The organism is Pseudarthrobacter sp. YAF2 (assembly GCF_052113345.1).
Classification (GTDB): domain Bacteria; phylum Actinomycetota; class Actinomycetes; order Actinomycetales; family Micrococcaceae; genus Arthrobacter.
The window spans coordinates 181,174-200,455 of sequence record NZ_JBFRDA010000001.1 but is presented as its reverse complement, the minus strand read 5'-3'; the positions used below and the strand labels follow the sequence as shown (position 1 = coordinate 200,455).

The window sequence follows — 19,282 nt, the reverse complement described above, 5'->3', positions numbered from 1 at the left end:
GGCTATCCTGCTGCGCCGCCTAGGCTGGCGAGGGCATTCCGGAGCCGCGTCCCGGCGTCGTCCGCCACGTCCTTGACTGCAGGCGCGTCGCTGAGCTGGACCATGGCCTGAGGGTCGATCGCCTCAACTGTGGTCTCTTGGGCACCGGCTTTGCGGCGCACCACCACATTGCACGGCAGCAGGGCGCCCATCTGCGGCTCGGCGGCGAGGGCGCGGCTGGCAAGGGATGGGTTGCAGGCGCCAAGGATGACATAGTCCCCGACGGCGTCCGCGGCCTCGGTGCCGAGCTTGGCTTCGAAGGTGGAGCGGATGTTGATTTCCGTCAGGATTCCAAAGCCCTGCGCTGCAAGGGCCTCGCGGGTGCGTTCCAGCGCTTCGGCCCAGGGAAGGGCGACGGTGGTGGCCAGCGTGTAGGTCATGGTGCTCCTCGAAGTTGCCCGAAAGTGTCCGGCGGACGGGTCAGGCGAGGGACAGGAACAGCTTCTCCAGCTCTTTCCGGTCCATGGTTTCGTCTTTTTGGGTGATGCACTGCTCAAGGCCGGTGGCGATGATGGCGAAGCCGGCGCGGTCAAGGGCTTTGGAGACGGCCGCCAGCTGGGTGACGACGTCCTTGCAGTCCCGGCCTTCCTCGAGCATCCGGGTGACCGCGGCGAGCTGGCCCTGGGCGCGCTTGAGGCGGTTGATCACAGGCGTGAGTTCGGTTGGGTTCAGTTCCATAAGGGGGTTCTCCATCGGTGGGGTGCTGCCACCAAGCATATACCCCCACGGGTGTTTTGACTACCCCCAGGGGTATCTGTAATACTCGGTGGGGTATCCACCCTCCCCCGTTTGAGAGGCCCCCATGACATCCCCTTCCACAGCAACCGCTGTTACTGCACTCGCCCCCGAGACCCTGCAGTCCTGGTTCAACGCGCACCAGGACCTGATGGTGATCGACGTGCGTTCCGCCCCTGAATTCGAGTCCATGCACATCCGCGGCTCCTACAACGTGCCACTCCCCCTCCTCTCCGAGCACACCGGCGACCTCGCCGCCCGGCTGGGCTCACGCGTGGTCCTGGTCTGCCAGTCCGGAGTCCGTGCCCAGCAGGCGCGCCAGCGGATGGCGGCGGTTGGCCTCGACACCGCCCATGTCCTCACCGGCGGCGTGCCCGGCTTCGCCGCCGCCGGCGGCGACGTGGTCAAAGGCAAGGACCGCTGGGACATGGAACGCCAGGTCCGCCTGGCCGCGGGTTCCCTGGTGATGCTGGGACTGGTGGGCGGCAAGTTCGTCTCCCCCAAAATCCGCACGCTGGCCGGAGTGATCGGCACCGGCCTGACCTTCTCCGCCGCCACCAACACCTGCGCCATGGGCAAGGCCCTCTCGGCCATGCCCTGGAACAAGGCCGCCACGGAGCCCACCCGCGAAAGTGCCATCCTGCAGCTTCCCGTTCAGGCGACTGAAGAGGACGCCGCGGCATGATCCCGGCCCTGGGTCTGGGGCTCGTCGTCGGAATCGTCCTGGGCGTCGTGGGCGGCGGCGGCTCCATCATCGCCGTTCCCGCACTGGTGTACGGGGTGGGCATGAGCCCCGCCCAGGCCATCCCGACGTCGCTGCTGGTGGTGGGCATATCGTCACTGGCAGCCCTGCTCCCCCGGATCCGGGAGGGCCTGAACTGGCCCGTCATCGCCCTGGTCGGGGCCGCCGGCATCCCGGCGGCCTGGGCCGGCGCCGCCGTCGGCAAACTCCTGGATCCCAACATCCTGATGCTGGCGTTTGCCGTCATCATGGTGGCCGCGGGCATCCGGATGCTCAGCAAACCCCGCGAAAGCGAAGGAACCTGCAGCACGGGGCCCAACCGGGCCTTCCGGTCCTGCGCACCCAAGGCCGTCGGTGTTGGATTGCTCGTCGGGTTCCTCACCGGACTTCTCGGCGTGGGCGGCGGCTTCCTCATAACCCCCGCACTGACCATCTTCCTGGGCCTGCGGATGAAGCAGGCTGTCGGAACCTCGCTGGCGATCATCGTGATCAACTCCGCCGCCGGATTCAGCGCCCACGCCGCCGGATACACGCTCCACTGGGCCACCACCCTGGCGTTCGCCGTCCCGGCCATCCTGGGATCACTGGTCGCCGCGCGGTTCGCGCGCCACCTGAAGGACAAGCACATCCGCATCTCGTTCGCGGTCCTGATCTTCGCCGTCGCGGCGTGGGTCACCGCCGGCACCGCCACCGCCTGACACCCCCCAAACCCCCTTAGCCCGAAGGAGAACACCATGGGACTGATCGATTCGCTCAAGAAAGCCTTCAGCAAGCCCTACAAGACAATCTCCGTAACGCAAGCCAAGGAGCTCCTGGGTTCCGGTGCCGCGCTCATCGACGTCAGGTCGGCCCAGGAATGGCGCACCGGCCGGGCACCGCAAGCCAAGCATGTTCCCCTGGACCGGCTGCAGGCCAGCACCGCCGGCATCCAACAAACCCGCCCCGTGATCGCCATCTGCGCCTCCGGCGTACGGTCCGCCTCCGCCGCCCGGCTCCTGGCCGCCAAGGGCTACGACGCCTACTCGGTGCGCGGCGGCATGGCCGCTTGGCGCCAGGCCGGCGAACCCGTCCACTGAACGGGCCCCTCTGAACCAGCCACACACCATTTCGAAGGAGACCCACCATGGCTGAAATCACCATCACCGAAACCGACCAGCGCCGCAACGCCGCCCGGATCCTCGACGTCCGCGAGGACTTCGAAGTCGCCGAAGGCATGATCCCCGGGGCCCTGCACATCCCCATGGGCCAGCTGCAGGCACGCCTGGGCGAGCTCGACCCGGCTGTCCCCGTCATCGCGGTCTGCCGCAGCGGCAACCGCAGCGCCGCCGTCGCCGACGCCCTCAACGGCGCAGGCTACTCGGCGGACACCATGGCCGGCGGCATGACCGCCTGGACCCGTGCCGGACTCCCCACCACCTGACATTCCGGGGGATATCTCCAGTTGCTGTATACCCCCCCTGGTATCTAAAATTGGTACCAGGATTTCATATCTTTCCCATTCGAAGGAGCACCAGATGCTGCTTGAACGCATATACGACGAAGACCTGGCCCAGGCCAGCTACCTGATCGGCTGCCAGGCCAAGGGCGAGGCAATCGTGGTGGACGGCCGCCGGGACATCGCCGTCTACCAGGACCTTGCCGCCAGGAACGGCATGAAAATCGTGGCCGTCACCGAGACCCACATCCACGCCGACTACCTCTCCGGCACCCGCGAACTGGCCGCCGCCACCGGCGCCAAGATCTACGTTTCCGGGGAGGGCGGACCGGACTGGCAGTACGAATTCGACGGCGAACGCCTTTACGACGGCGACACCATCACCCTGGGCAACATCAGCATCAAAGCCGTCCACACCCCCGGCCACACTCCGGAGCATCTGTCCTTCCTGGTCACCGACGGTGCGTTCAGCGACAAGCCCGGCTACCTGCTCTCCGGAGACTTCGTCTTCTCCGGCGACCTGGGCCGGCCGGACCTGCTGGACGAGGCAGCCGGCGGGATCGACACCCGCTTCGAGGGCGCCAAGCAGCTCTTCGCCAGCCTGCGCCACAAGTTCCTCACCCTGCCGGACTACGTCCAGGTCCACCCCGCCCACGGCGCCGGCAGTGCCTGCGGCAAGGCCCTGGGCGCCATCCCGTCCTCAACAGTTGGGTACGAACGCCTTTACGCCTGGTGGGGCCCCTACCTCGCCGCCAACGACGAGCAGGGCTTCATCGACGAACTCCTCGACGGCCAGCCCGACGCGCACGCCTACTTCGGCCGGATGAAGCGCGAAAACCGCGTCGGGCCGGCCGTCATGGGCGAGCTTGCCCCGCTGCAGGAGCTGGACACCGCCGATGTCGCCAAGGGCCTGGCGGATGACACCCTGACCTTCATCGACACCCGCTCCAACGCCGAAGTCCACCAAGGCACCGTGGCCCGGTCCCTGAACGTCCCGGCCGGAAAATCAGTAGCCAGCTACGGCGCCTGGGTAGTCAACCCGGAAACGGACAAGAACCCGCTGGTACTCCTGGCCAACAGCCAGGACCAGGCCCAGGACATGTGGGACCACCTGGTCCGCGTGGGCATCGACAACGTGGCCGGCTACCTCACCAGCATCGACGGGCTGCCCACCTTCACGCCGAAGCTGATCCAGCCCGAGGAGCTCGAGAAGTTCGACGCCGCCATGGTCCTGGACGTCCGCAACAAGACCGAACACAAGGCCGGGCACGTCCCGGGCTCGTACCAGCTCAGCGGCGGCCGCGTCATGTGGCACCTGGATGAACTCCCCTCCGGCGGAACCATCGTGTCCTACTGCCAGTCCGGGGTACGGAACTCCGTAGCCGCCAGCGCCCTGCGCCGTGCCGGGTACGACGTCGTCGAACTCGACGGCAGCTACGCCGCCTGGAACTCCTGGCGGAACAGCGTCCCCGCAGCCTAACCGCGGCTAAACCACCCCAAGACGCCCGGGCAGGACCCCCCTCCTGCCCGGGCCCGGCCCGGACGCGTCCCCCGCGCGTCCGGGCCACCTTTTGCCCCATCAGAACGGAGCCACCATGCAGGGCAACACCCTCCGCGGCACCGGCGGATCCCCCGCAGCGGTGCTGGGCCTCCGGCAGAACCTGGCCCAGTTCATGCTGCTGGTGACCGTGAACGCGCTGGTGGGTGGCACCCTCGGCCAGGAGCGCACGGTCCTTCCCCTGCTCGCCGCACAGGAATTCCACCTTGACCTGTACACGGGCGCACTGACCTACATCCTCGCCTTCGGCCTGTCCAAGGCCGCCATGAACTACTTCGCCGGCACACTCTCGGACCGGTACGGCCGGAAACCGGTCCTCATCGCCGGCTGGCTGGCAGCAGTGCCTGTCCCGCTGATGCTCATCTTCGGCCCGTCGTGGGGCTGGATCGTGGCAGCCAACGTGCTGCTGGGCGTCAGCCAGGGCCTCACCTGGTCCACCGCCGTGATCATGAAAATGGACCTGGTGGGCCCCAAGCAGCGTGGCCTGGCCATGGGCTTCAACGAGGCAGCCGGCTACCTGGGCGTCGCCGTCACGGCCCTGGCCACCGGCTACCTCGCCACGGCCTACGGCCTCCGCCCGGCACCCTTCCTGTTGGGGGCCGCGTACATCGCCCTCGGCCTGGGCCTGACGGTCCTGGCGGTGAAGGAGACCCACCACCATGCCAGGACCGAGGCCTCGCAGCATGTCAGTGCGCAGGGCAGCGCCCACGCCGGCCTCACCACCGGCCAGGTGTTCACCCTCACCAGCTTCAAGGACAGGTCACTGTCCGCAGCCAGCCAGGCCGGCCTGGTCAACAACCTCAATGACGGCCTGGCCTGGGGGCTCTTCCCCGTGCTGTTCGCCGGCTCCGGGCTGAACCTGGGCCAGATCGGCATCCTGGCCGCCGCGTACCCCGCCGCCTGGGGCGCCGCGCAGCTGGTCACCGGCGCCGCTTCCGACAAATGGGGCCGAAAATGGTTCATTGCGGGCGGCATGCTGGTCCAGGCCGTCGCCCTGGCGACCATTGCATCAGCGCACAGCTTCGCACCCTGGCTCGCCGCCGCCGTCGTGCTGGGCCTCGGGACCGCCATGGTCTACCCCACCCTGCTGGCCGCCATCGGCGACGTCGCCCACCCGGCCTGGCGGGCCCGCTCGGTGGGCGTGTACCGGCTGTGGCGCGACGGCGGATTCGCCGTGGGTGCCCTGCTGTCAGGAGTACTCGCGGACCTTTACGGCATCCCCGCGGCCATCGCCGCCGTCGCGCTGCTCACCGCAGCGTCCGGTGTTGTGGTCGCCGTCCGGATGCGCGGGAACGACCACGCACCGGCTGGGGCCCACACCCCGCCGAGGGAGCGCGTAGGGCCATAGCCAGTGGACTACGCTGGGCCTGTGCGGCAGCCAACAGTACTGATCTGCGGGGCGGGAATCGCCGGACCCACGCTCGGGTTTTGGCTGGGCCGCCGCGGGTTCCGGCCAACAGTGGTGGAACGCGCCCGGGGACTGCGTTCCAGCGGCAATCCGGTTGACGTCCACGGCGCCGCTACCGAGGTGGCACGCCAAATGGGCATCCTGCCGCGGCTGCAGGAAGCCGCAACCCACGCACCCGGCCTGACATTCGTGGCGCCCAGCGGGCGCAGTACCGGGCCGCTGCGGCTGGGTCGGCCGCGGGGCGACGACGTTGAGATCCCGCGCGCCGACCTTGCGGATATCCTCTGCAAGGCGGCTGGGGACTCCACCGAGTTCCTTTTCGGTGAGTCTGTGACCGGCCTGAAGGCGGATGATGCGGGCGCGGACGTGACCTTCGAGCATGCAGCACCGCGCCGGTTTGACCTTGTAGTGGGCGCCGACGGCCTGCACTCCACTGTGCGGAACCTGGCGTTCGGCCCCGAGGCCCGTTTCGTCCACCCGCTCGGCCTGTACATCGCCACCCTGTCGCTCGGGCAGCCCGCAGCCCACCCCTCAACAGTGGTTATGTACAATCAGCCGGGCTTGTCGCTGACCATCCACCCCGTCCGCGGAACTGCCGGTGCCGGGTTCATCTTCCGGGGTCCGAAAAGTCCTGGCCCGGAGTACCGCGACCCCCGGGTCCAGCGCAGGATCGTCCTTCAGGCCTATACGCGGTACAGGTGGCCGGTGCCTGAACTGCCAGACCTGACCGGCCAGGTGCGTGACGCGGAGGACATGTACTTCGATGCCATTAGCCAGGTCAGCCTGCCGCGATGGTCCAAAGGGCGGGTGACCCTGCTGGGGGACGCGGCCTCCTGCGTCTCCCTCTTCGGCGACGGATCCAGCCTCGCCATGATCGGCGCTCAAACCCTTGCTGAAGCGCTGGGCGCGGCGCCGGAAGACCCCACAACCGCGTTGCGCCGGTACGAGTCCCGCCACCGAAAGGTGGTCGCCGCCCGGCAGCGCGGGTATCGCCTGGGAGCGGCGCTGCTGGTCCCGGCCACCCGTGCCGGACTTACCGCCCGCAACCTGGCTGTCCGGTTGTTCCCCCGCTGACCATGACCGGGGCGTTGGCTTCCTTCAACAAGGCCCCTAAACCGGACAAGCACGGCAGGGTCATTCCCTTGCCTCCGGCATGGACCGCCCCACCGGTGTCAGCAGGAGGTAGTGCCGGAACCACTCGGCGGCAAGGTTGGCGGCCATGGCCAGGGTTCCGGGCTCCTCGAAGAGGTGGGTTGCCCCCGGGACTATCTCAAGCCGTGTGGGTGCCTGCATGCGTGCAATAGCCTGGCGGTTCAGTGCCAGTACCTGAGTGTCGGCGCTGCCAACGATCAGGAGGGTGGGGGCTCTAACGGCGTCGAGCCGCGGACCGGCCAGGTCCGGCCGGCCGCCCCGGGACACCACGGCGGCAACCCCGGCGCCCGGCTCGCCGGCGGCCCAGAGCGCCGCGCCCGCGCCCGTGCTCGCTCCGAAGTAGCCGATCCGGCCGGCCGAGCCGGCATGCCGCGCTTGCAGCCAATGGGTTGCGGCGGAAAGGCGCCGGGCCAGCAGAGCAATGTCGAAGACGTTGGCGCGGTTGACTTCCTCTTCCAACGTGAGGAGGTCAAGAAGCAAGGTGCCCAGCCCTGCCCCGTGCAGGACCGAGGCTACGTAGCGGTTGCGGGGGCTGTGCCGGCTGCTGCCGCTGCCGTGGGCGAAGAGGACCGTACCGTCGCACCGGGCCGGAAGGTGGAGGCTGCCGCGCAACACAGCACTTCCGTCCGGGATCTCGACTTCGTCATCCCGGGTGCCGTCTTCCCTTTCCTCGCCGCCGTCGCGAGGCCGGGAGGCCGCGGCGTCCAGCAGCTGCACCACCTCACCATCCTCGGTGGGCGAGAAGTCATGGTAGTAGTAGCCCACGGCCTGGAAGTCCTGGGGCGAGAGCAGGCAGACGACGTCGTCCGGTTCCTTCAGCTCCACGATGGCGCGGGCGGGGGCAACGGGAACGGCAAGGATTACTGTTGCTGCGCCGAGTTCCCGGGCCACCTGGCAGGCAGCTTTGGCGGTGGAGCCGGTGGCGATGCCGTCGTCCACGATGACCGCCGTGCGTCCGGTCAGGTCGAGCCGCGGGCGCCCTTGGCGGAACCGTGCCACCCTGCTTTCAAGAAGCACCCGCTCCCGCCGTTCAACCTCCTGCAGGTCTTCCTGGGAGACGCGGGCCATGGACATGGTGCGCGGATCCAGGACCCGGACGTTGCCCTCGCCGATGGCTCCCATGGCCACTTCAGGCTGGAAGGGGACCCCCAGTTTCCGCACCACGATCACGTCCAGTGGCGCCTCGAGGGCCTTGGCCACCTCGAACGCCACGGGCACTCCGCCACGGGGCAGTCCCAGCACCACCACGTCCCGTCCGCGCAGGCCGGCAAGCCGTTTGCCCAGCCGCCGCCCGGCGTCGGCCCTGTTCAGGAATGCAACCATCACCCTCACCCGCCGTGCAGGTACAGCTCCGCCATGGCCTCCGGTGCGGCCTGGGCCGAAGTGGATCCCACCTCATACCGCATCACTTCAGTCATGGCGGATGCCGCTAATGCGAGATGCGCAGATTGTGGTGGGCGTCAGTGCTGGGCTTTATGGCCACCGCGGTGACCACCAGCGCCACTGCCCCTGCAATCCACGACGTCCACGCTGCGCCCGTCGCGCCAGTGTAAGATCCCAGCCACGGCGAGAGGATCACTACTGCGGCAATGACAGCCTGGGCGTATTCCATGACCGGTGTTCCGGGCATTGCCAGGTTGATGATGCCGCTGACCACCAGGAGCCCGCCGAAGACGAGCATGAGGGTAGTGGACATGTTTTCCTGCCGCGTGAACAGGACCGCCACCGCGGTGAAGAGTCCGGCGGCAGCCGCTACATAGTCCTGCCACCGATACCACTTTTTCACTGAGTTTCCTTTCCGGTGTGGATGGAACGCCAGTCCGTTTCCGTCCTATGGGCTTCTGCTGCCCATGGATCAAGTCAACGCCTGGCGGGGTGCGCCCAATAGGGCAGAAAGACCTGCTGCAGGGGCTTGCCCTTCCGCTAGTCAGTGTTACTATCTACTAGTAGTCAGCAACACTAGGTACCGAAGGATTTCGATGGGCAAGCAAATGACCGAGATGCTCAAGGGCACGCTGGAAGGCATTGTCCTGGCAACCCTCGCCGCACGGCCGGCCTACGGCTACGAAATCACCGCCCGCCTGCGTGAGCAGGGCTTCTCGGACATCGTCGAGGGCACGGTGTACGCGCTGCTGGTCCGCATCGAACAACGCGGCCTGGTGGACGTGGCCAAAGTCCCGTCCGAGAAAGGACCGCCCCGCAAGGTGTACTCGCTGAACGCTTCCGGCAGTGCCTACCTGGACGAGTTCTGGCGCACCTGGAGCTTCCTCGCCGAACGGATCGAGCAACTCCACCACAACAATCACCCGCAGGAAAAAGGAGAATGACCATGACCCAGGGATGGCTCGAGAAAGTCACCGGTTCCTTCGATGACAAAAAACGCTGGCGCCAGTACAAGGCCCGCAAGGAACAGCTGCCCGGCAACTACCGGACCACCATCGAGGCCTTGGAACGCTACTTCACCTACGCCGGCGCCATCGTCAAGGGCGACGTCCTCATGCAGATGCTGGAGGACCTGGCGGACCTGGTCGAAGGGGCCGCCGCGGACGGCACTCCGGTCCGCGACATCGTTGGGGAGGACCCGGTGGAGTTCGCAGAAACCTTCATCAGCAATTACTCGGACGGCCAGTGGATCAACAAGGAGCGCAAGCGCCTGACGGACACCATCAACCAGGCCGCTGCCGGCGACGCCTGAGAAACGACCCAACGGAAAGGACCGGCCATGGCCACAGACCAGGCCCTGCTACCAGCCATCCGGGTGCAGGGCATCGAAAAGTCGTTCAAGGACCTGCAGGTGCTGCGGGGCGTCGACTTTGATGTGATGCCGGGAAGCATCTTCGCGCTGCTCGGATCCAACGGCGCGGGCAAGACCACGCTGGTGAAAATCCTCTCCACCCTGCTGAAGCCGGACACCGGCACGGCCGCGGTGAACGGTTTCGACGTCGGCACGCAGGCCGAGGATGTACGGGGCTCCATCAGCCTGACCGGACAGTTCACCGCGGTGGACGACGTCCTCAGCGGCAGGGAGAACCTGGTGCTGGTGGCCCGGCTGCGCCACCTGCCCAACCCGGGCACGGTGGCCGGCAGCCTGCTGGCCCGCTTCGGGCTGGAAGAGGCAGCCAACCGCAGGGCTGCCACGTACTCGGGCGGCATGCGGCGGCGCCTGGACATCGCCATGAGCCTGATCGGGGATCCCCCGGTCCTCTTCCTCGACGAACCCACCACGGGGCTTGATCCGCAGGCACGCATCGAGGTGTGGCGGACCATCAGGCAGCTCGCGGGCCAGGGCACCACCGTGCTGCTCACCACCCAGTACCTCGAGGAGGCAGAACAACTCGCAGACCGCATCGCCATCCTGCACCGGGGCACCATCATCCAGAACGGGACGCTCGCCGAACTCAAGCAGCTCCTCCCGGCCGCCACGGTGGAATACGTGGAGAAACAGCCTTCCCTTGAGGACGTCTTCCTGGCCCTGGTGGGGGATGCACCCGAGGACCAGCAGGAACAGCCCACCAGCGCCTCCGCGACACGAAAGGAACACTGATGAGCACCCACGCCCTGCGCGATACCGGCGTGCTGACCGGCCGCTCGCTGCGGCAAATCCTCCGCAGCCCGGACACCATCATCACCACCGCGGTGACACCCGTGGCCATGATGCTGCTGTTCGTCTACGTATTCGGTGGCGCCATCACCACCGGTTCGGGAGGCTCCTACGTCAACTACCTCCTCCCCGGCATCCTCCTGATCACCGTCGCCTCCGGCGTGGCCTACACCGCCTACCGGTTGTTCCTTGACGTCAAGGGCGGGATCGTCGAACGGCTGGGATCCATGCCGATCGCCCGGCCGAGCATCCTGTGGGCACACGTGGTCACCTCCCTGGCCGCCAACCTCGCAGCCATCGCCATCGTGATCGGCGTGGCCCTGGTCATGGGGTTCCGCAGTGGAGCCTCCGTGGCAGCGTGGCTCGAAGTCGCCGGAATCCTGGTCCTGTTCACCCTGGCGCTGACCTGGCTGGCAGTGGTCGCCGGCCTGGCCGCCAAGACCGTGGACGGCGCCAGCGGCATGAGCTATCCGCTGATCTTCCTGCCATTCATCAGTTCGGCGTTCGTTCCCACGGCCACCATGCCCGGCCCGGTCGCCTGGTTCGCCGAAAACCAGCCGGTGACTCCGATCGTGGACACCCTCCGGGCACTCCTCGCGCAGGAACCCGTGGGCACCGGAATCTGGACCGCGCTCGCCTGGCTGGCCGGCATCCTCGCGGTGGCTTACACGGCCGCGGCCGCCATCTACCGCCGGAAAGTGGGCTGAGCCCGGAAAACGGCCGGATTAACTGCGAACTCACAGGGTTTGCCGGTGCAAATCCGGGCCGCGGTATGCGAGAGTGTCCGCAACGCTGGGGAGCCAATACCTGCCGGCCGGGCCGCCACATAGCCCGGCGGGCAGGACCACAGCTGCGAACAAGTGAGGCCGGGCGTGAACAACAGCACTGTTCCCCGCACCATGACAGGCCGGTGGCGGATCCCCGGCCTGCTGATTTTGCCCGTCCTGTTGCTGCCTGTCCTGGCATCCTGTGCCACGAATGGCCCCGCGCCCACGCCTGCTCCGTCGGCCGCCACCAGCCCGGCAACTCCCACCGGGGCAGCCGCCCCGAGCAGCACAGCCGAGCCAAGTCCAAGCATCACGAAGACCGCAAACCACACCCGCACCCCGGGGCACGTGTTCGTCATCAACCTGGAGAACAAGGGCTACGACTCCGTGTGGGGTGACAACTCCCCCGCCCCCTACCTGTCCGGAACGCTTCGCAAAAAGGGCGTGCTGCTGAAGAACTACTACGGCATCGCCCACAACTCACTGCCCAACTACCTGGCCCAGATCTCCGGCCAGCGGCCCAATGACAGCACCATTTTGGACTGCCACACGTACACCGAGTTCAACGCCACCGGCACCGACTCGGAAGGCACCCTGCAGGGCGACGGCTGCGTCTACCCGGCGGACACGCAAACCCTGGCGGGGCAGCTGACCGCCCAGGGCAAGACGTGGAAGGGCTACATGGAGGACATGCAGGAGCCCTGCGAACACCCGCCGCTGGGCGAGCCGGACAACCACATCAAGGCCACCGAGGAGAGCCAGTACTCCACGCACCACAACCCCTTCGTGTACTTCCGCTCCATCACCTCATCACCGGACTGTGCCAAAAACGTGGTCAACTTCGCGGCGCTTGCGGAGGACGTGAAATCCGTGGACACCACGCCCACCCTTTCCTACATCACGCCCAACCTGTGCCACGACGGCCATGACGCCACCTGCGCGGACGGCACCACCGGCGGCTTGGCAGCGGTGGATGCGTGGCTGAAAGAGCAGGTGCCGGCCATCCTGTCCTCACCGGCGTACAAACAGGACGGCATGCTGGTGATCACCTTCGACGAGGCCGAGGGCGACTCGTCCGGCCCCCCTGAATCAGACGCGGCCAGCCCTGCAGGTGGTGCGGGCGGCGGCAAGGTGGGCGCACTGGTGCTCTCCCCGTTCAGCAAAGCGGGCACGTCCTCGGACCGGGCTTACAACCACTACAGCCTGCTGGCTACCATCGAAGATTTCTACTTCCTCCCCCGCCTCGGGCTTGCCGGCGATCCCGCGGTCGCCACCTTCGGCGATGACGTGTTCAGGAAGGAGTCCTAGGGTGAAGCTTGCATGGAACGGCCGACGGCGGACCGTCCTGGCAGGTGCCGTGGCGCTGGCGGTTTTGGTGATTCTCGCCGTCGTTCTTCCCACCGCCCTGCGCGCAGGCTCACCGGCACCGAACGCGCCCGCCTCCGCCCCTGCCTCGGCCCAGGACGCGGGAGTAGCCGCCGGCCAGGGCACGTCTGCCGACGCCGGGATCTCCAAGATCAAGCACGTGGTGATCATCACCCAGGAAAACAGGTCCTTCGACAGCTACTTCGGAACCTACCCCGGCGCCGACGGGATTCCCATGAAGGACGGCAAGCCCGCAGTGTGCCTTCCGGACCCGGCGAACGGAGGCTGCATCGCCCCCTTCTACAACTCCGCGGACAGCAATGCCGGGGGTCCGCACAGCCACGCCGACGCCACCGGGGACATCAACGGCGGCGCCATGGACGGGTTCGTGGCGCAGGCAGAGAAGGGGCTGTCCGGCTGCAGCGCCGCCAGCACCAAATGCACGTACAGCACCACCATGCCCACCGACGTGATGGGCTACCACGACGGCCGGGACCTGCCCAACTACTGGGCCTACGCGCAGAATTTCACCCTTCAGGACCACCTGTTCGCCTCGGCGGCGTCGTGGAGCCTGCCGGCGCACCTGTACCTGGTCTCGGAATGGTCCGCCAAGTGCACCAAAGCCGGGGACCCGTCGTCGTGCGTGAACGCCCTGCAGGACCCGGACCCCGAACCGGAACCGCAAATCATCAAGGACACCCTGATCGGCAAATGCCAGGCCGGAATGGACCTGGACCCCTGCCGTGAAGCCTTGGAAGCCGCCGGGATCGACCCCGGCCTCGCGGCCCGGATCGACCAGCTGATCGGCACCAGCTGCCAGCCCACCGATTCCTACGCCGTCTGCCAGGCAGCCGTGGATGCCGCCCCCGTGTCCGATGACCTGAAGAAGAAGCTCACGGAAGCCGCCAAGAAACTGGAACTGCCGGACTACGCCTGGACGGACCTGACGTTCCTGCTCCACAAGCACCAGGTGCCCTGGGCCTACTACGTCTTCAACGGCACCGAACCGGATTGCCGGAACGACGCCGCCACCTGCGACCCCGTCAAGCAGGACGCCAAGACCCCCGGCCTGTGGAACCCGCTGCTGTACTTCGACACCGTCAAGGAAGACGGCGAGCAAGGCAACATCAAGCCCCTGAGCGGCTTCTACGACGCCGCGCGCCAGGGCACCCTGCCGGCCGTCACCTGGGTGGCGCCCACGGATAAGGTCAGCGAACACGCCCCGGCAAAGATCAGCACCGGGCAGGCCTACGTGGCCGGGCTCATCAACGCGGTGATGAGCGGGCCGGACTGGGACAGCACCGCCATTTTCCTCTCCTGGGATGACTGGGGCGGGTTCTATGACCACGAAAGCCCGCCGGTGGTGGACGACAACGGCTACGGACTGCGCGTCCCTGGGCTGGTGATCAGCCCGTACGCACGGAAGGGGTACATCGACCACCAGGTGCTCAGCCACGACGCCTACTTCAAGTTCATCGAGGACGATTTCCTGGGCGGCGAACGCATTGACCCCGCCACGGACGGCCGGCCCGATGCCCGGCCCGACGTCCGGGAAAACAACCCGCAGCTGGGCGATCTGGCCAAGTCCTTCGACTTCAACCAGGCCCCGCTGCCGCCCCTGATCCTGCCGAACGCCACAACGTACTGATACGCCGGATTCCGCCCGTGTTAGGGGATGCAAACCTTCGTGGTAAAGCCAGCCGGCCGGTGGTTTACTGCCAGCATGTCTGAAACCGTGAAGCTCAGCCACAACGAACCCCACGACAGCAGCGTGGCGGCGCGCCTGAACTGGCTGCGGGCCGGCGTCCTCGGCGCGAATGACGGCATCGTCTCCGTCGCCGCGACCGTGGTGGGCGTTGCGGGCGTGACCAACGACCTCGCCCCGATCCTGGTGGCCGGCACGGCCGCCGTGGTGGGCGGCGCCGTATCCATGGCCCTGGGCGAATACGTGTCCGTCAGCAGCCAGAGCGACAGCCAGCGGGCACTGATCGAAAAGGAACGCCAGGAGCTCAGGGACGATCCCGACGGGGAGCTTGCCGAACTTGCGGAGATCTACCAGGCCAAGGGACTCAGCGAAGCCACGGCCTGGACAGTTGCCGAGGAACTGACCGCAAAGGACGCCCTGAAGGCGCACCTCTCCGCCGAACTGAACATCGACGAGGAGGAAGTAGTGAGCCCCTGGCACGCCGCCATCGCCTCCGCCGTCGCGTTCACGGTGGGCGCCGTGCTGCCGATGCTGGCCATCATCTTCCCGCCGGAACAGGCCCGGATCCCGGTCACGTTCGTCGCAGTTATCCTGGCGCTCGCCCTGACCGGCACCGTCAGCGCCAGGATCGGCGGAAGTTCCAAGCGCAAGGCAACCCTGCGGCTGGTGCTGGGCGGTGCGCTGGCCATGGCCTTCACGTTCGCCGTGGGCAGCTTCCTGGGCACCACCGGCATCGCCTAGCCGGCCGTAAGCGGCACCACCAGGATTTTCCAGGCTAATTACGTCACGCCATGTTTGCGTAATTGATGTGAACCTCGTCACTTAAAGCGCTTTCCGGCTTGGAGCTTAGGTTTGCCTACCCTACAGTTTTTGAACATAGGCACCGCGTCCCGGTGCCCGTAAAGACTTAGGTTCACGCAGACTTTTCCCCACGAAAGCAGCCTCAATGAAGATCCGCAACAGCGCGCTGGCAGGCATCGCACTCGCCGCCACCGCAGCTCTCGGCCTGACCGCCTGCGGCGGCGGCACGCCCGCCGGTGACAGCTCCGCTTCCAACGGTGCCGCATCCGGCGAGATCACTGTCTACAACGCCCAGCACGAAAGCCTCACCAAGGAATGGGTGGACGCCTTCACGGCCGAAACCGGCATCAAGGTGACCCTCCGCCAGGGCGACGACACCGAGATGTCCAACCAGATCATCCAGGAAGGCCAGGCCTCCCCCGCGGACGTCTTCCTCACCGAGAACTCCCCCGCCATGACGCAGGTGGAGAACGCCGGCCTGTTCGCCGACGTCAACAAGGACACCCTGGCCCAGGTTCCCGCCGAATTCGCGCCGTCCACCGGCAAGTGGACGGGCATCGCCGCCCGCTCCACCGTCCTGGTGTACAACAAGACCAAGCTCACCGAGGACCAGCTGCCCAAGTCCATGCTGGACCTGGCCAAGCCGGAGTGGAAGGGCCGCTGGGCCGCCTCGCCCACCGGCGCCGACTTCCAGGCCATCGTCTCGGCCCTGCTGGAGCTCAAGGGTGAAAGCGCCACCGAGGACTGGCTCAAGGCCATGAAGGACAACTCCAAGGCGTACAAGGGCAACAGCACGGCCATGAAGGCCGTCAACGCCGGTGAAGTGGATGCCGCGCTGATCTACCACTACTACTACTACGGCGACCAGGCCAAGACCGGCGAGAACTCCAACAACGTCACGCCGTACTACTTCAAGAACGAGGACCCCGGCGCGTTCCTGTCCGTCTCCGGCGGCGGCGTGCTCAACTCCTCCAAGAATGCTGCCGCCGCGCAGGCGTTCCTGAAGTTCATCACCGGCAAGAAGGGGCAGGAAGTCCTGAAGAACGGAACGTCCTTCGAGTACGCCATCGGCTCCGATGTGCCTGCCAACGACAAACTGGTACCCATCAAGGACCTGCAGGCGCCCAAGGTTGACGCCGCAAAGCTCAACTCCCAGAAGGTCAGCGATCTCATGACCCAGGCCGGGCTCCTCTAATTCCGTGACCACCGATCTATCGGCTCCCGCCAGGCGGGGCACGACGACGGCGGGCCGGGGCAACAGCCCCCGCCCGCCTTTCGGCGTTTCCGCGGTGTCCGTCCTGGCGGTGCTGATCGCCCTCTTCTCCCTCGTCCCGCTGGGGTACGTGGTGTACATGACGGTGGCAACCGGGTGGGATACCGCCGTCGCCCTCATCCTGCGCCCCCGCGTGGGCGAACTGCTGGTGAACACCCTGCTCCTGATGGCCGCCACCATCCCGCTGTGCCTGCTGCTTGGCGTGGCGGGGGCATGGCTGGTGGAACGGACCAACCTCCGCGGCCGCCGGATCTGGGCTGTCCTGCTGGCCGCCCCGCTGGCCATCCCGGCGTTCGTGAACAGCTACGCCTGGGTTTCGGCCATCCCGTCTCTGGGGGGCCTGGGCTCGGGAATCCTGATCGCCACCCTGTCCTACTTCCCGCTGGTGTACATTCCCGCGGCAGCAACCCTGAGCCGGCTGGACCCGGCCATCGAACAGTCCGCCGCCGCACTGGGGCTGGGCGCCTGGCGGGCCTTCTTCCGGGTGGTGCTTCCCCAGATGCGGATCGCCCTCACGGGCGGCGGCCTGCTGGTGGGGCTGCACCTGCTCGCCGAATACGGTGCGTTCGCCATGATCCGGTTCGATACCTTCACCACCGCGATCATGACCCAGTACCGCTCCACCTTCAACGGCGCCGCCGGCAACATGCTGGCCAGCGTGCTGGTCTTCTTTTGCCTGCTCCTGCTGATGGCCGAGGTCCGCAGCCGCGGCACGGCCCGCTACGCGAGAGTCGGCTCCGGGGTGCAGGCAAGGGCCCTGCGGCTCCCCCTTCACGCCTACCAGGTTCCGGGCCAGCTCTTCCTGCTGGCGCTGACCGCCCTGGCGTTCGGCCTGCCGCTGTACTACGTGCTGAAGTGGATCGTGGCCGGCGGCGCCGACGTCTGGACCGCCGCCGAATTCCTCCCGGCGCTCCTGGCCACCTTCGGGTACGGCCTCGCAGGCGCGGCGGCCACCATCGTGGTCGCGTTCCCCATGGCGTACCTCGCGGTGCGGAAGCCCGGCTGGTTCAGCAAGTCCCTGGAGCTGTCCAACTATGTCACCAGCTCGATGCCCGGCATCGTGGTGGCCCTGGCGTTCGTCACCGTCAGCATCCGCGTGGTGCCGGGAATCTACCAGACCGCCGGCGTGCTGGTGGCGGCGTACGTCCTCCTGTTCCTGCCCCGGGCCCTGGTGAACCTCCGGGCCGGGCTGGCGCAGGCTCCCAAGGAACTCGACGAGGCCGCGCAGGCGCTGGGCAAACCGCCGCTGCTGGCTTTCATCCGCGTCACGCTGCGGCTCACCGCCCCCGCCGCTGCCGGCGGTGCGGCCCTGGTGTTCCTGGCCATCGCCAACGAGCTCACCGCCACCTTGCTGCTGTCCCCCAACGGCACCAAGACCCTGGCCACCGAGTTCTGGAGCAAGAGCAGTGAAATAGACTATGCCGGAGCCGCGCCCTATGCCCTGCTGATGATCCTGCTTTCCGCTCCCATGACCTACCTTCTCTTCCAACAGTCCAAGAAAGTAGCCGGACAGTGACAGCACCATCCACCCGGCGGCTGCCGGAACCACGGGTCTCCCCATCCGTGGCGGCAACCACCAACAGCCACCTGCACATCACGGACGTCACCAAGAACTTTGGCTCCCAGGCGGTCCTGAGGGGCGTCAACCTGTCCGTGGCCAAGGGCGGCACCACCGCCATCGTGGGTCCGTCAGGCTCCGGCAAGACCACGCTGCTGCGCCTGATCGCCGGGTTTGAACACCCGGACACCGGCACCATCTCGCTCAATGGCACCACCGTGGCCGGTGACGGCGCGTGGCTCCCGGCGCACAAGCGGCAGATCGGCTACGTGGCCCAGGACGGCGCCCTGTTCCCGCACCTGACGGTAGGCCAGAACGTTGCTTTTGGCCTGGATCCGGCCAAGCTGGAGGGCGGCCGCCGGGCCATTGCTGCCCGGGTGGCGGAACTCCTGGAGATGGTGTCCCTGGATGCGTCCATGGCAAAGCGGCGTCCGCACCAGCTCTCCGGCGGCCAGCAGCAGCGCGTTGCCCTGGCCCGGGCCCTGGCCCGCGAACCGGAACTGATGCTCCTGGACGAGCCGTTCTCCGCCCTGGACGCCGGCCTCCGAGTGGCCACCCGCCGCGCCGTGGCCAAGGTCCTGGCCGAGGCCGGGGTCACCACCATCCTGGTCACCCATGACCAGGCCGAGGCGTTGTCCTTCGCCGACCAGGTTGCCGTGATGCGCGGCGGCAAGCTGGCCCAGATCGGCAACCCGTTCGTCGTCTACACGCGTCCCGCGGACCGGGCCACCGCCGAGTTCCTGGGCGACGCCGTCATCCTGGATGCCTGGCTGGAAGGATCACTTGCCACCTGCTCGCTGGGTGGCATCCCTGTCCGCCGCCCCCCGGCGCAGGGCAAGGTCCAGCTCATGCTGCGCCCCGAGCAGATCCGCATCGCCGAGGACGGCCCCATCCGCGGCGTGGTGGTGGACACGGACTATTTCGGCCCCGAAACCACGGTGCGGCTGAAGCTCAATGTGCCCAAGGAAGTGGCGGAGCACGCCGACCACCGGTACCCCGGCGGCGGCGAAGTGATCACCATCCGGCACTGGAACGCCTCGATCGCCAGGCCCGGGATGGAACTGTGCCTTCGGGTGGTGGGCGAGGCAGTCGCGTTCCCGCTGGACGACTAAGCTCCGGCCCCCAGCCGCCACTCCTGACACA

21 protein-coding genes are annotated in these 19,282 nt (G+C 67.3%); 17 read left to right on the top strand and 4 right to left on the bottom strand.

Annotation, left to right across the window (positions count from 1 at the left end; translation table 11 throughout):
* Nucleotides 1-2 precede the first annotated feature (2 nt).
* Together AB4Y79_RS00930 and AB4Y79_RS00925 are read right to left on the bottom strand one after the other, a co-directional pair.
* The gene (locus AB4Y79_RS00930) at nt 3-419 is read right to left on the bottom strand and encodes a DUF302 domain-containing protein (protein ID WP_441857906.1); all 417 of its coding nucleotides are present in this window, start codon (nt 417-419) and stop codon (nt 3-5) included.
* A 40-nt stretch (nt 420-459) separates the two neighbouring features.
* Nucleotides 460-717 (bottom strand): metal-sensitive transcriptional regulator, encoded by a 258-nt coding sequence (locus AB4Y79_RS00925; protein ID WP_109045264.1) that lies wholly within the window; start codon nt 715-717, stop codon nt 460-462.
* Nucleotides 718-841: 124 nt separating this feature from the next.
* Between AB4Y79_RS00925 and AB4Y79_RS00920 the strand changes: the two genes are divergently transcribed.
* From AB4Y79_RS00920 to AB4Y79_RS00890, 7 genes are all read left to right on the top strand, one after another.
* Nucleotides 842-1,459, top strand: a complete 618-nt coding sequence (locus AB4Y79_RS00920; RefSeq protein WP_441857902.1) for a rhodanese-like domain-containing protein — start codon at nt 842-844, stop codon at nt 1,457-1,459.
* A complete protein-coding gene (locus AB4Y79_RS00915; protein ID WP_441857900.1) occupies nt 1,456-2,214 on the top strand; it encodes a sulfite exporter TauE/SafE family protein in 759 nt (252 codons plus the stop codon). Before AB4Y79_RS00920 ends, AB4Y79_RS00915 begins: the two co-directional genes overlap by 4 nt.
* A 36-nt stretch (nt 2,215-2,250) precedes the next feature.
* The gene (locus tag AB4Y79_RS00910; RefSeq protein ID WP_441857898.1) at nt 2,251-2,592 is read left to right on the top strand and encodes a rhodanese-like domain-containing protein; all 342 of its coding nucleotides are present in this window, start codon (nt 2,251-2,253) and stop codon (nt 2,590-2,592) included.
* A 47-nt stretch (nt 2,593-2,639) separates the two neighbouring features.
* Entirely contained in the window at nt 2,640-2,936 is a 297-nt protein-coding gene (locus AB4Y79_RS00905; protein WP_441857896.1) for a rhodanese-like domain-containing protein, read from the top strand.
* A gap of 94 nt (nt 2,937-3,030) precedes the next feature.
* Complete coding sequence (locus AB4Y79_RS00900; protein ID WP_441857893.1) at nt 3,031-4,431, top strand: MBL fold metallo-hydrolase; 1,401 nt, start codon at nt 3,031-3,033, stop codon at nt 4,429-4,431.
* Nucleotides 4,432-4,546: 115 nt separating this feature from the next.
* Nucleotides 4,547-5,857, top strand: coding sequence for an MFS transporter (locus AB4Y79_RS00895; protein ID WP_441857890.1), 1,311 nt, complete (start codon nt 4,547-4,549; stop codon nt 5,855-5,857).
* A 21-nt stretch (nt 5,858-5,878) separates the two neighbouring features.
* Nucleotides 5,879-6,991 (top strand): FAD-dependent monooxygenase, encoded by a 1,113-nt coding sequence (locus tag AB4Y79_RS00890; protein WP_441857887.1) that lies wholly within the window; start codon nt 5,879-5,881, stop codon nt 6,989-6,991.
* A gap of 60 nt (nt 6,992-7,051) precedes the next feature.
* Here the strand turns inward: AB4Y79_RS00890 and AB4Y79_RS00885 are convergent, their stop codons facing one another.
* Together AB4Y79_RS00885 and AB4Y79_RS00880 are read right to left on the bottom strand one after the other, a co-directional pair.
* Entirely contained in the window at nt 7,052-8,392 is a 1,341-nt protein-coding gene (locus AB4Y79_RS00885) for a phosphoribosyltransferase family protein (RefSeq protein ID WP_441857884.1), read from the bottom strand.
* A 106-nt stretch (nt 8,393-8,498) separates the two neighbouring features.
* Nucleotides 8,499-8,855, bottom strand: a complete 357-nt coding sequence (locus AB4Y79_RS00880) for an SPW repeat domain-containing protein (protein ID WP_308929981.1) — start codon at nt 8,853-8,855, stop codon at nt 8,499-8,501.
* 193 nt (nt 8,856-9,048) lie between these two features.
* Here AB4Y79_RS00880 and AB4Y79_RS00875 point away from each other — a divergent pair, with 193 nt between their 5' ends.
* The 10 genes from AB4Y79_RS00875 to AB4Y79_RS00830 all read left to right on the top strand — a co-directional run bounded on the left by AB4Y79_RS00875 (nt 9,049) and on the right by AB4Y79_RS00830 (nt 19,251).
* On the top strand, nt 9,049-9,396 hold the full coding sequence (locus AB4Y79_RS00875) for a PadR family transcriptional regulator (protein ID WP_441857881.1): 348 nt from the start codon (nt 9,049-9,051) through the stop codon (nt 9,394-9,396).
* Between the two features lie 2 nt (nt 9,397-9,398).
* On the top strand, nt 9,399-9,764 hold the full coding sequence (locus AB4Y79_RS00870; RefSeq protein ID WP_441857878.1) for a DUF1048 domain-containing protein: 366 nt from the start codon (nt 9,399-9,401) through the stop codon (nt 9,762-9,764).
* A gap of 27 nt (nt 9,765-9,791) precedes the next feature.
* Nucleotides 9,792-10,613: an ABC transporter ATP-binding protein gene (locus AB4Y79_RS00865; RefSeq protein ID WP_441857875.1), complete on the top strand. Its 822-nt coding sequence runs from the start codon at nt 9,792-9,794 to the stop codon at nt 10,611-10,613.
* On the top strand, nt 10,613-11,377 hold the full coding sequence (locus tag AB4Y79_RS00860) for an ABC transporter permease (protein ID WP_441857872.1): 765 nt from the start codon (nt 10,613-10,615) through the stop codon (nt 11,375-11,377). Before AB4Y79_RS00865 ends, AB4Y79_RS00860 begins: the two co-directional genes overlap by 1 nt.
* Before the next feature lie 165 nt (nt 11,378-11,542).
* Nucleotides 11,543-12,745: an alkaline phosphatase family protein gene (locus AB4Y79_RS00855; protein ID WP_441857869.1), complete on the top strand. Its 1,203-nt coding sequence runs from the start codon at nt 11,543-11,545 to the stop codon at nt 12,743-12,745.
* A 1-nt stretch (nt 12,746) separates the two neighbouring features.
* Complete coding sequence (locus tag AB4Y79_RS00850; protein WP_441857866.1) at nt 12,747-14,450, top strand: alkaline phosphatase family protein; 1,704 nt, start codon at nt 12,747-12,749, stop codon at nt 14,448-14,450.
* A 75-nt stretch (nt 14,451-14,525) separates the two neighbouring features.
* Nucleotides 14,526-15,248 (top strand): VIT1/CCC1 transporter family protein, encoded by a 723-nt coding sequence (locus AB4Y79_RS00845; RefSeq protein WP_441857863.1) that lies wholly within the window; start codon nt 14,526-14,528, stop codon nt 15,246-15,248.
* Between the two features lie 205 nt (nt 15,249-15,453).
* Entirely contained in the window at nt 15,454-16,503 is a 1,050-nt protein-coding gene (locus AB4Y79_RS00840; RefSeq protein WP_441857860.1) for an iron ABC transporter substrate-binding protein, read from the top strand.
* A gap of 4 nt (nt 16,504-16,507) precedes the next feature.
* Complete coding sequence (locus tag AB4Y79_RS00835) at nt 16,508-18,097, top strand: ABC transporter permease (RefSeq protein WP_441857857.1); 1,590 nt, start codon at nt 16,508-16,510, stop codon at nt 18,095-18,097.
* On the top strand, nt 18,094-19,251 hold the full coding sequence (locus tag AB4Y79_RS00830; protein ID WP_441857854.1) for an ABC transporter ATP-binding protein: 1,158 nt from the start codon (nt 18,094-18,096) through the stop codon (nt 19,249-19,251). The genes AB4Y79_RS00835 and AB4Y79_RS00830 overlap by 4 nt, the downstream gene beginning before the upstream one ends.
* Nucleotides 19,252-19,282: the final 31 nt, after the last annotated feature.

Bases quoted from the DNA above. Each gene is read 5' to 3' on its own strand.
- AB4Y79_RS00915 (WP_441857900.1), top strand. From the start codon at position 1,456: ATGATCCCGGCCCTGGGTCTGGGGCTCGTCGTCGGAATCGTCCTGGGC.
- AB4Y79_RS00845 (WP_441857863.1), top strand. From the start codon at position 14,526: ATGTCTGAAACCGTGAAGCTCAGCCACAACGAACCCCACGACAGCAGC.
- AB4Y79_RS00920 (WP_441857902.1), top strand. From the start codon at position 842: ATGACATCCCCTTCCACAGCAACCGCTGTTACTGCACTCGCCCCCGAG.
- AB4Y79_RS00875 (WP_441857881.1), top strand. From the start codon at position 9,049: ATGGGCAAGCAAATGACCGAGATGCTCAAGGGCACGCTGGAAGGCATT.
- AB4Y79_RS00870 (WP_441857878.1), top strand. From the start codon at position 9,399: ATGACCCAGGGATGGCTCGAGAAAGTCACCGGTTCCTTCGATGACAAA.
- AB4Y79_RS00930 (WP_441857906.1), bottom strand. From the start codon at position 419: ATGACCTACACGCTGGCCACCACCGTCGCCCTTCCCTGGGCCGAAGCG.
- AB4Y79_RS00865 (WP_441857875.1), top strand. From the start codon at position 9,792: ATGGCCACAGACCAGGCCCTGCTACCAGCCATCCGGGTGCAGGGCATC.
- AB4Y79_RS00840 (WP_441857860.1), top strand. From the start codon at position 15,454: ATGAAGATCCGCAACAGCGCGCTGGCAGGCATCGCACTCGCCGCCACC.
- AB4Y79_RS00910 (WP_441857898.1), top strand. From the start codon at position 2,251: ATGGGACTGATCGATTCGCTCAAGAAAGCCTTCAGCAAGCCCTACAAG.
- AB4Y79_RS00885 (WP_441857884.1), bottom strand. From the start codon at position 8,392: ATGGTTGCATTCCTGAACAGGGCCGACGCCGGGCGGCGGCTGGGCAAA.
- AB4Y79_RS00860 (WP_441857872.1), top strand. From the start codon at position 10,613: ATGAGCACCCACGCCCTGCGCGATACCGGCGTGCTGACCGGCCGCTCG.
- AB4Y79_RS00925 (WP_109045264.1), bottom strand. From the start codon at position 717: ATGGAACTGAACCCAACCGAACTCACGCCTGTGATCAACCGCCTCAAG.
- AB4Y79_RS00895 (WP_441857890.1), top strand. From the start codon at position 4,547: ATGCAGGGCAACACCCTCCGCGGCACCGGCGGATCCCCCGCAGCGGTG.
- AB4Y79_RS00900 (WP_441857893.1), top strand. From the start codon at position 3,031: ATGCTGCTTGAACGCATATACGACGAAGACCTGGCCCAGGCCAGCTAC.
- AB4Y79_RS00905 (WP_441857896.1), top strand. From the start codon at position 2,640: ATGGCTGAAATCACCATCACCGAAACCGACCAGCGCCGCAACGCCGCC.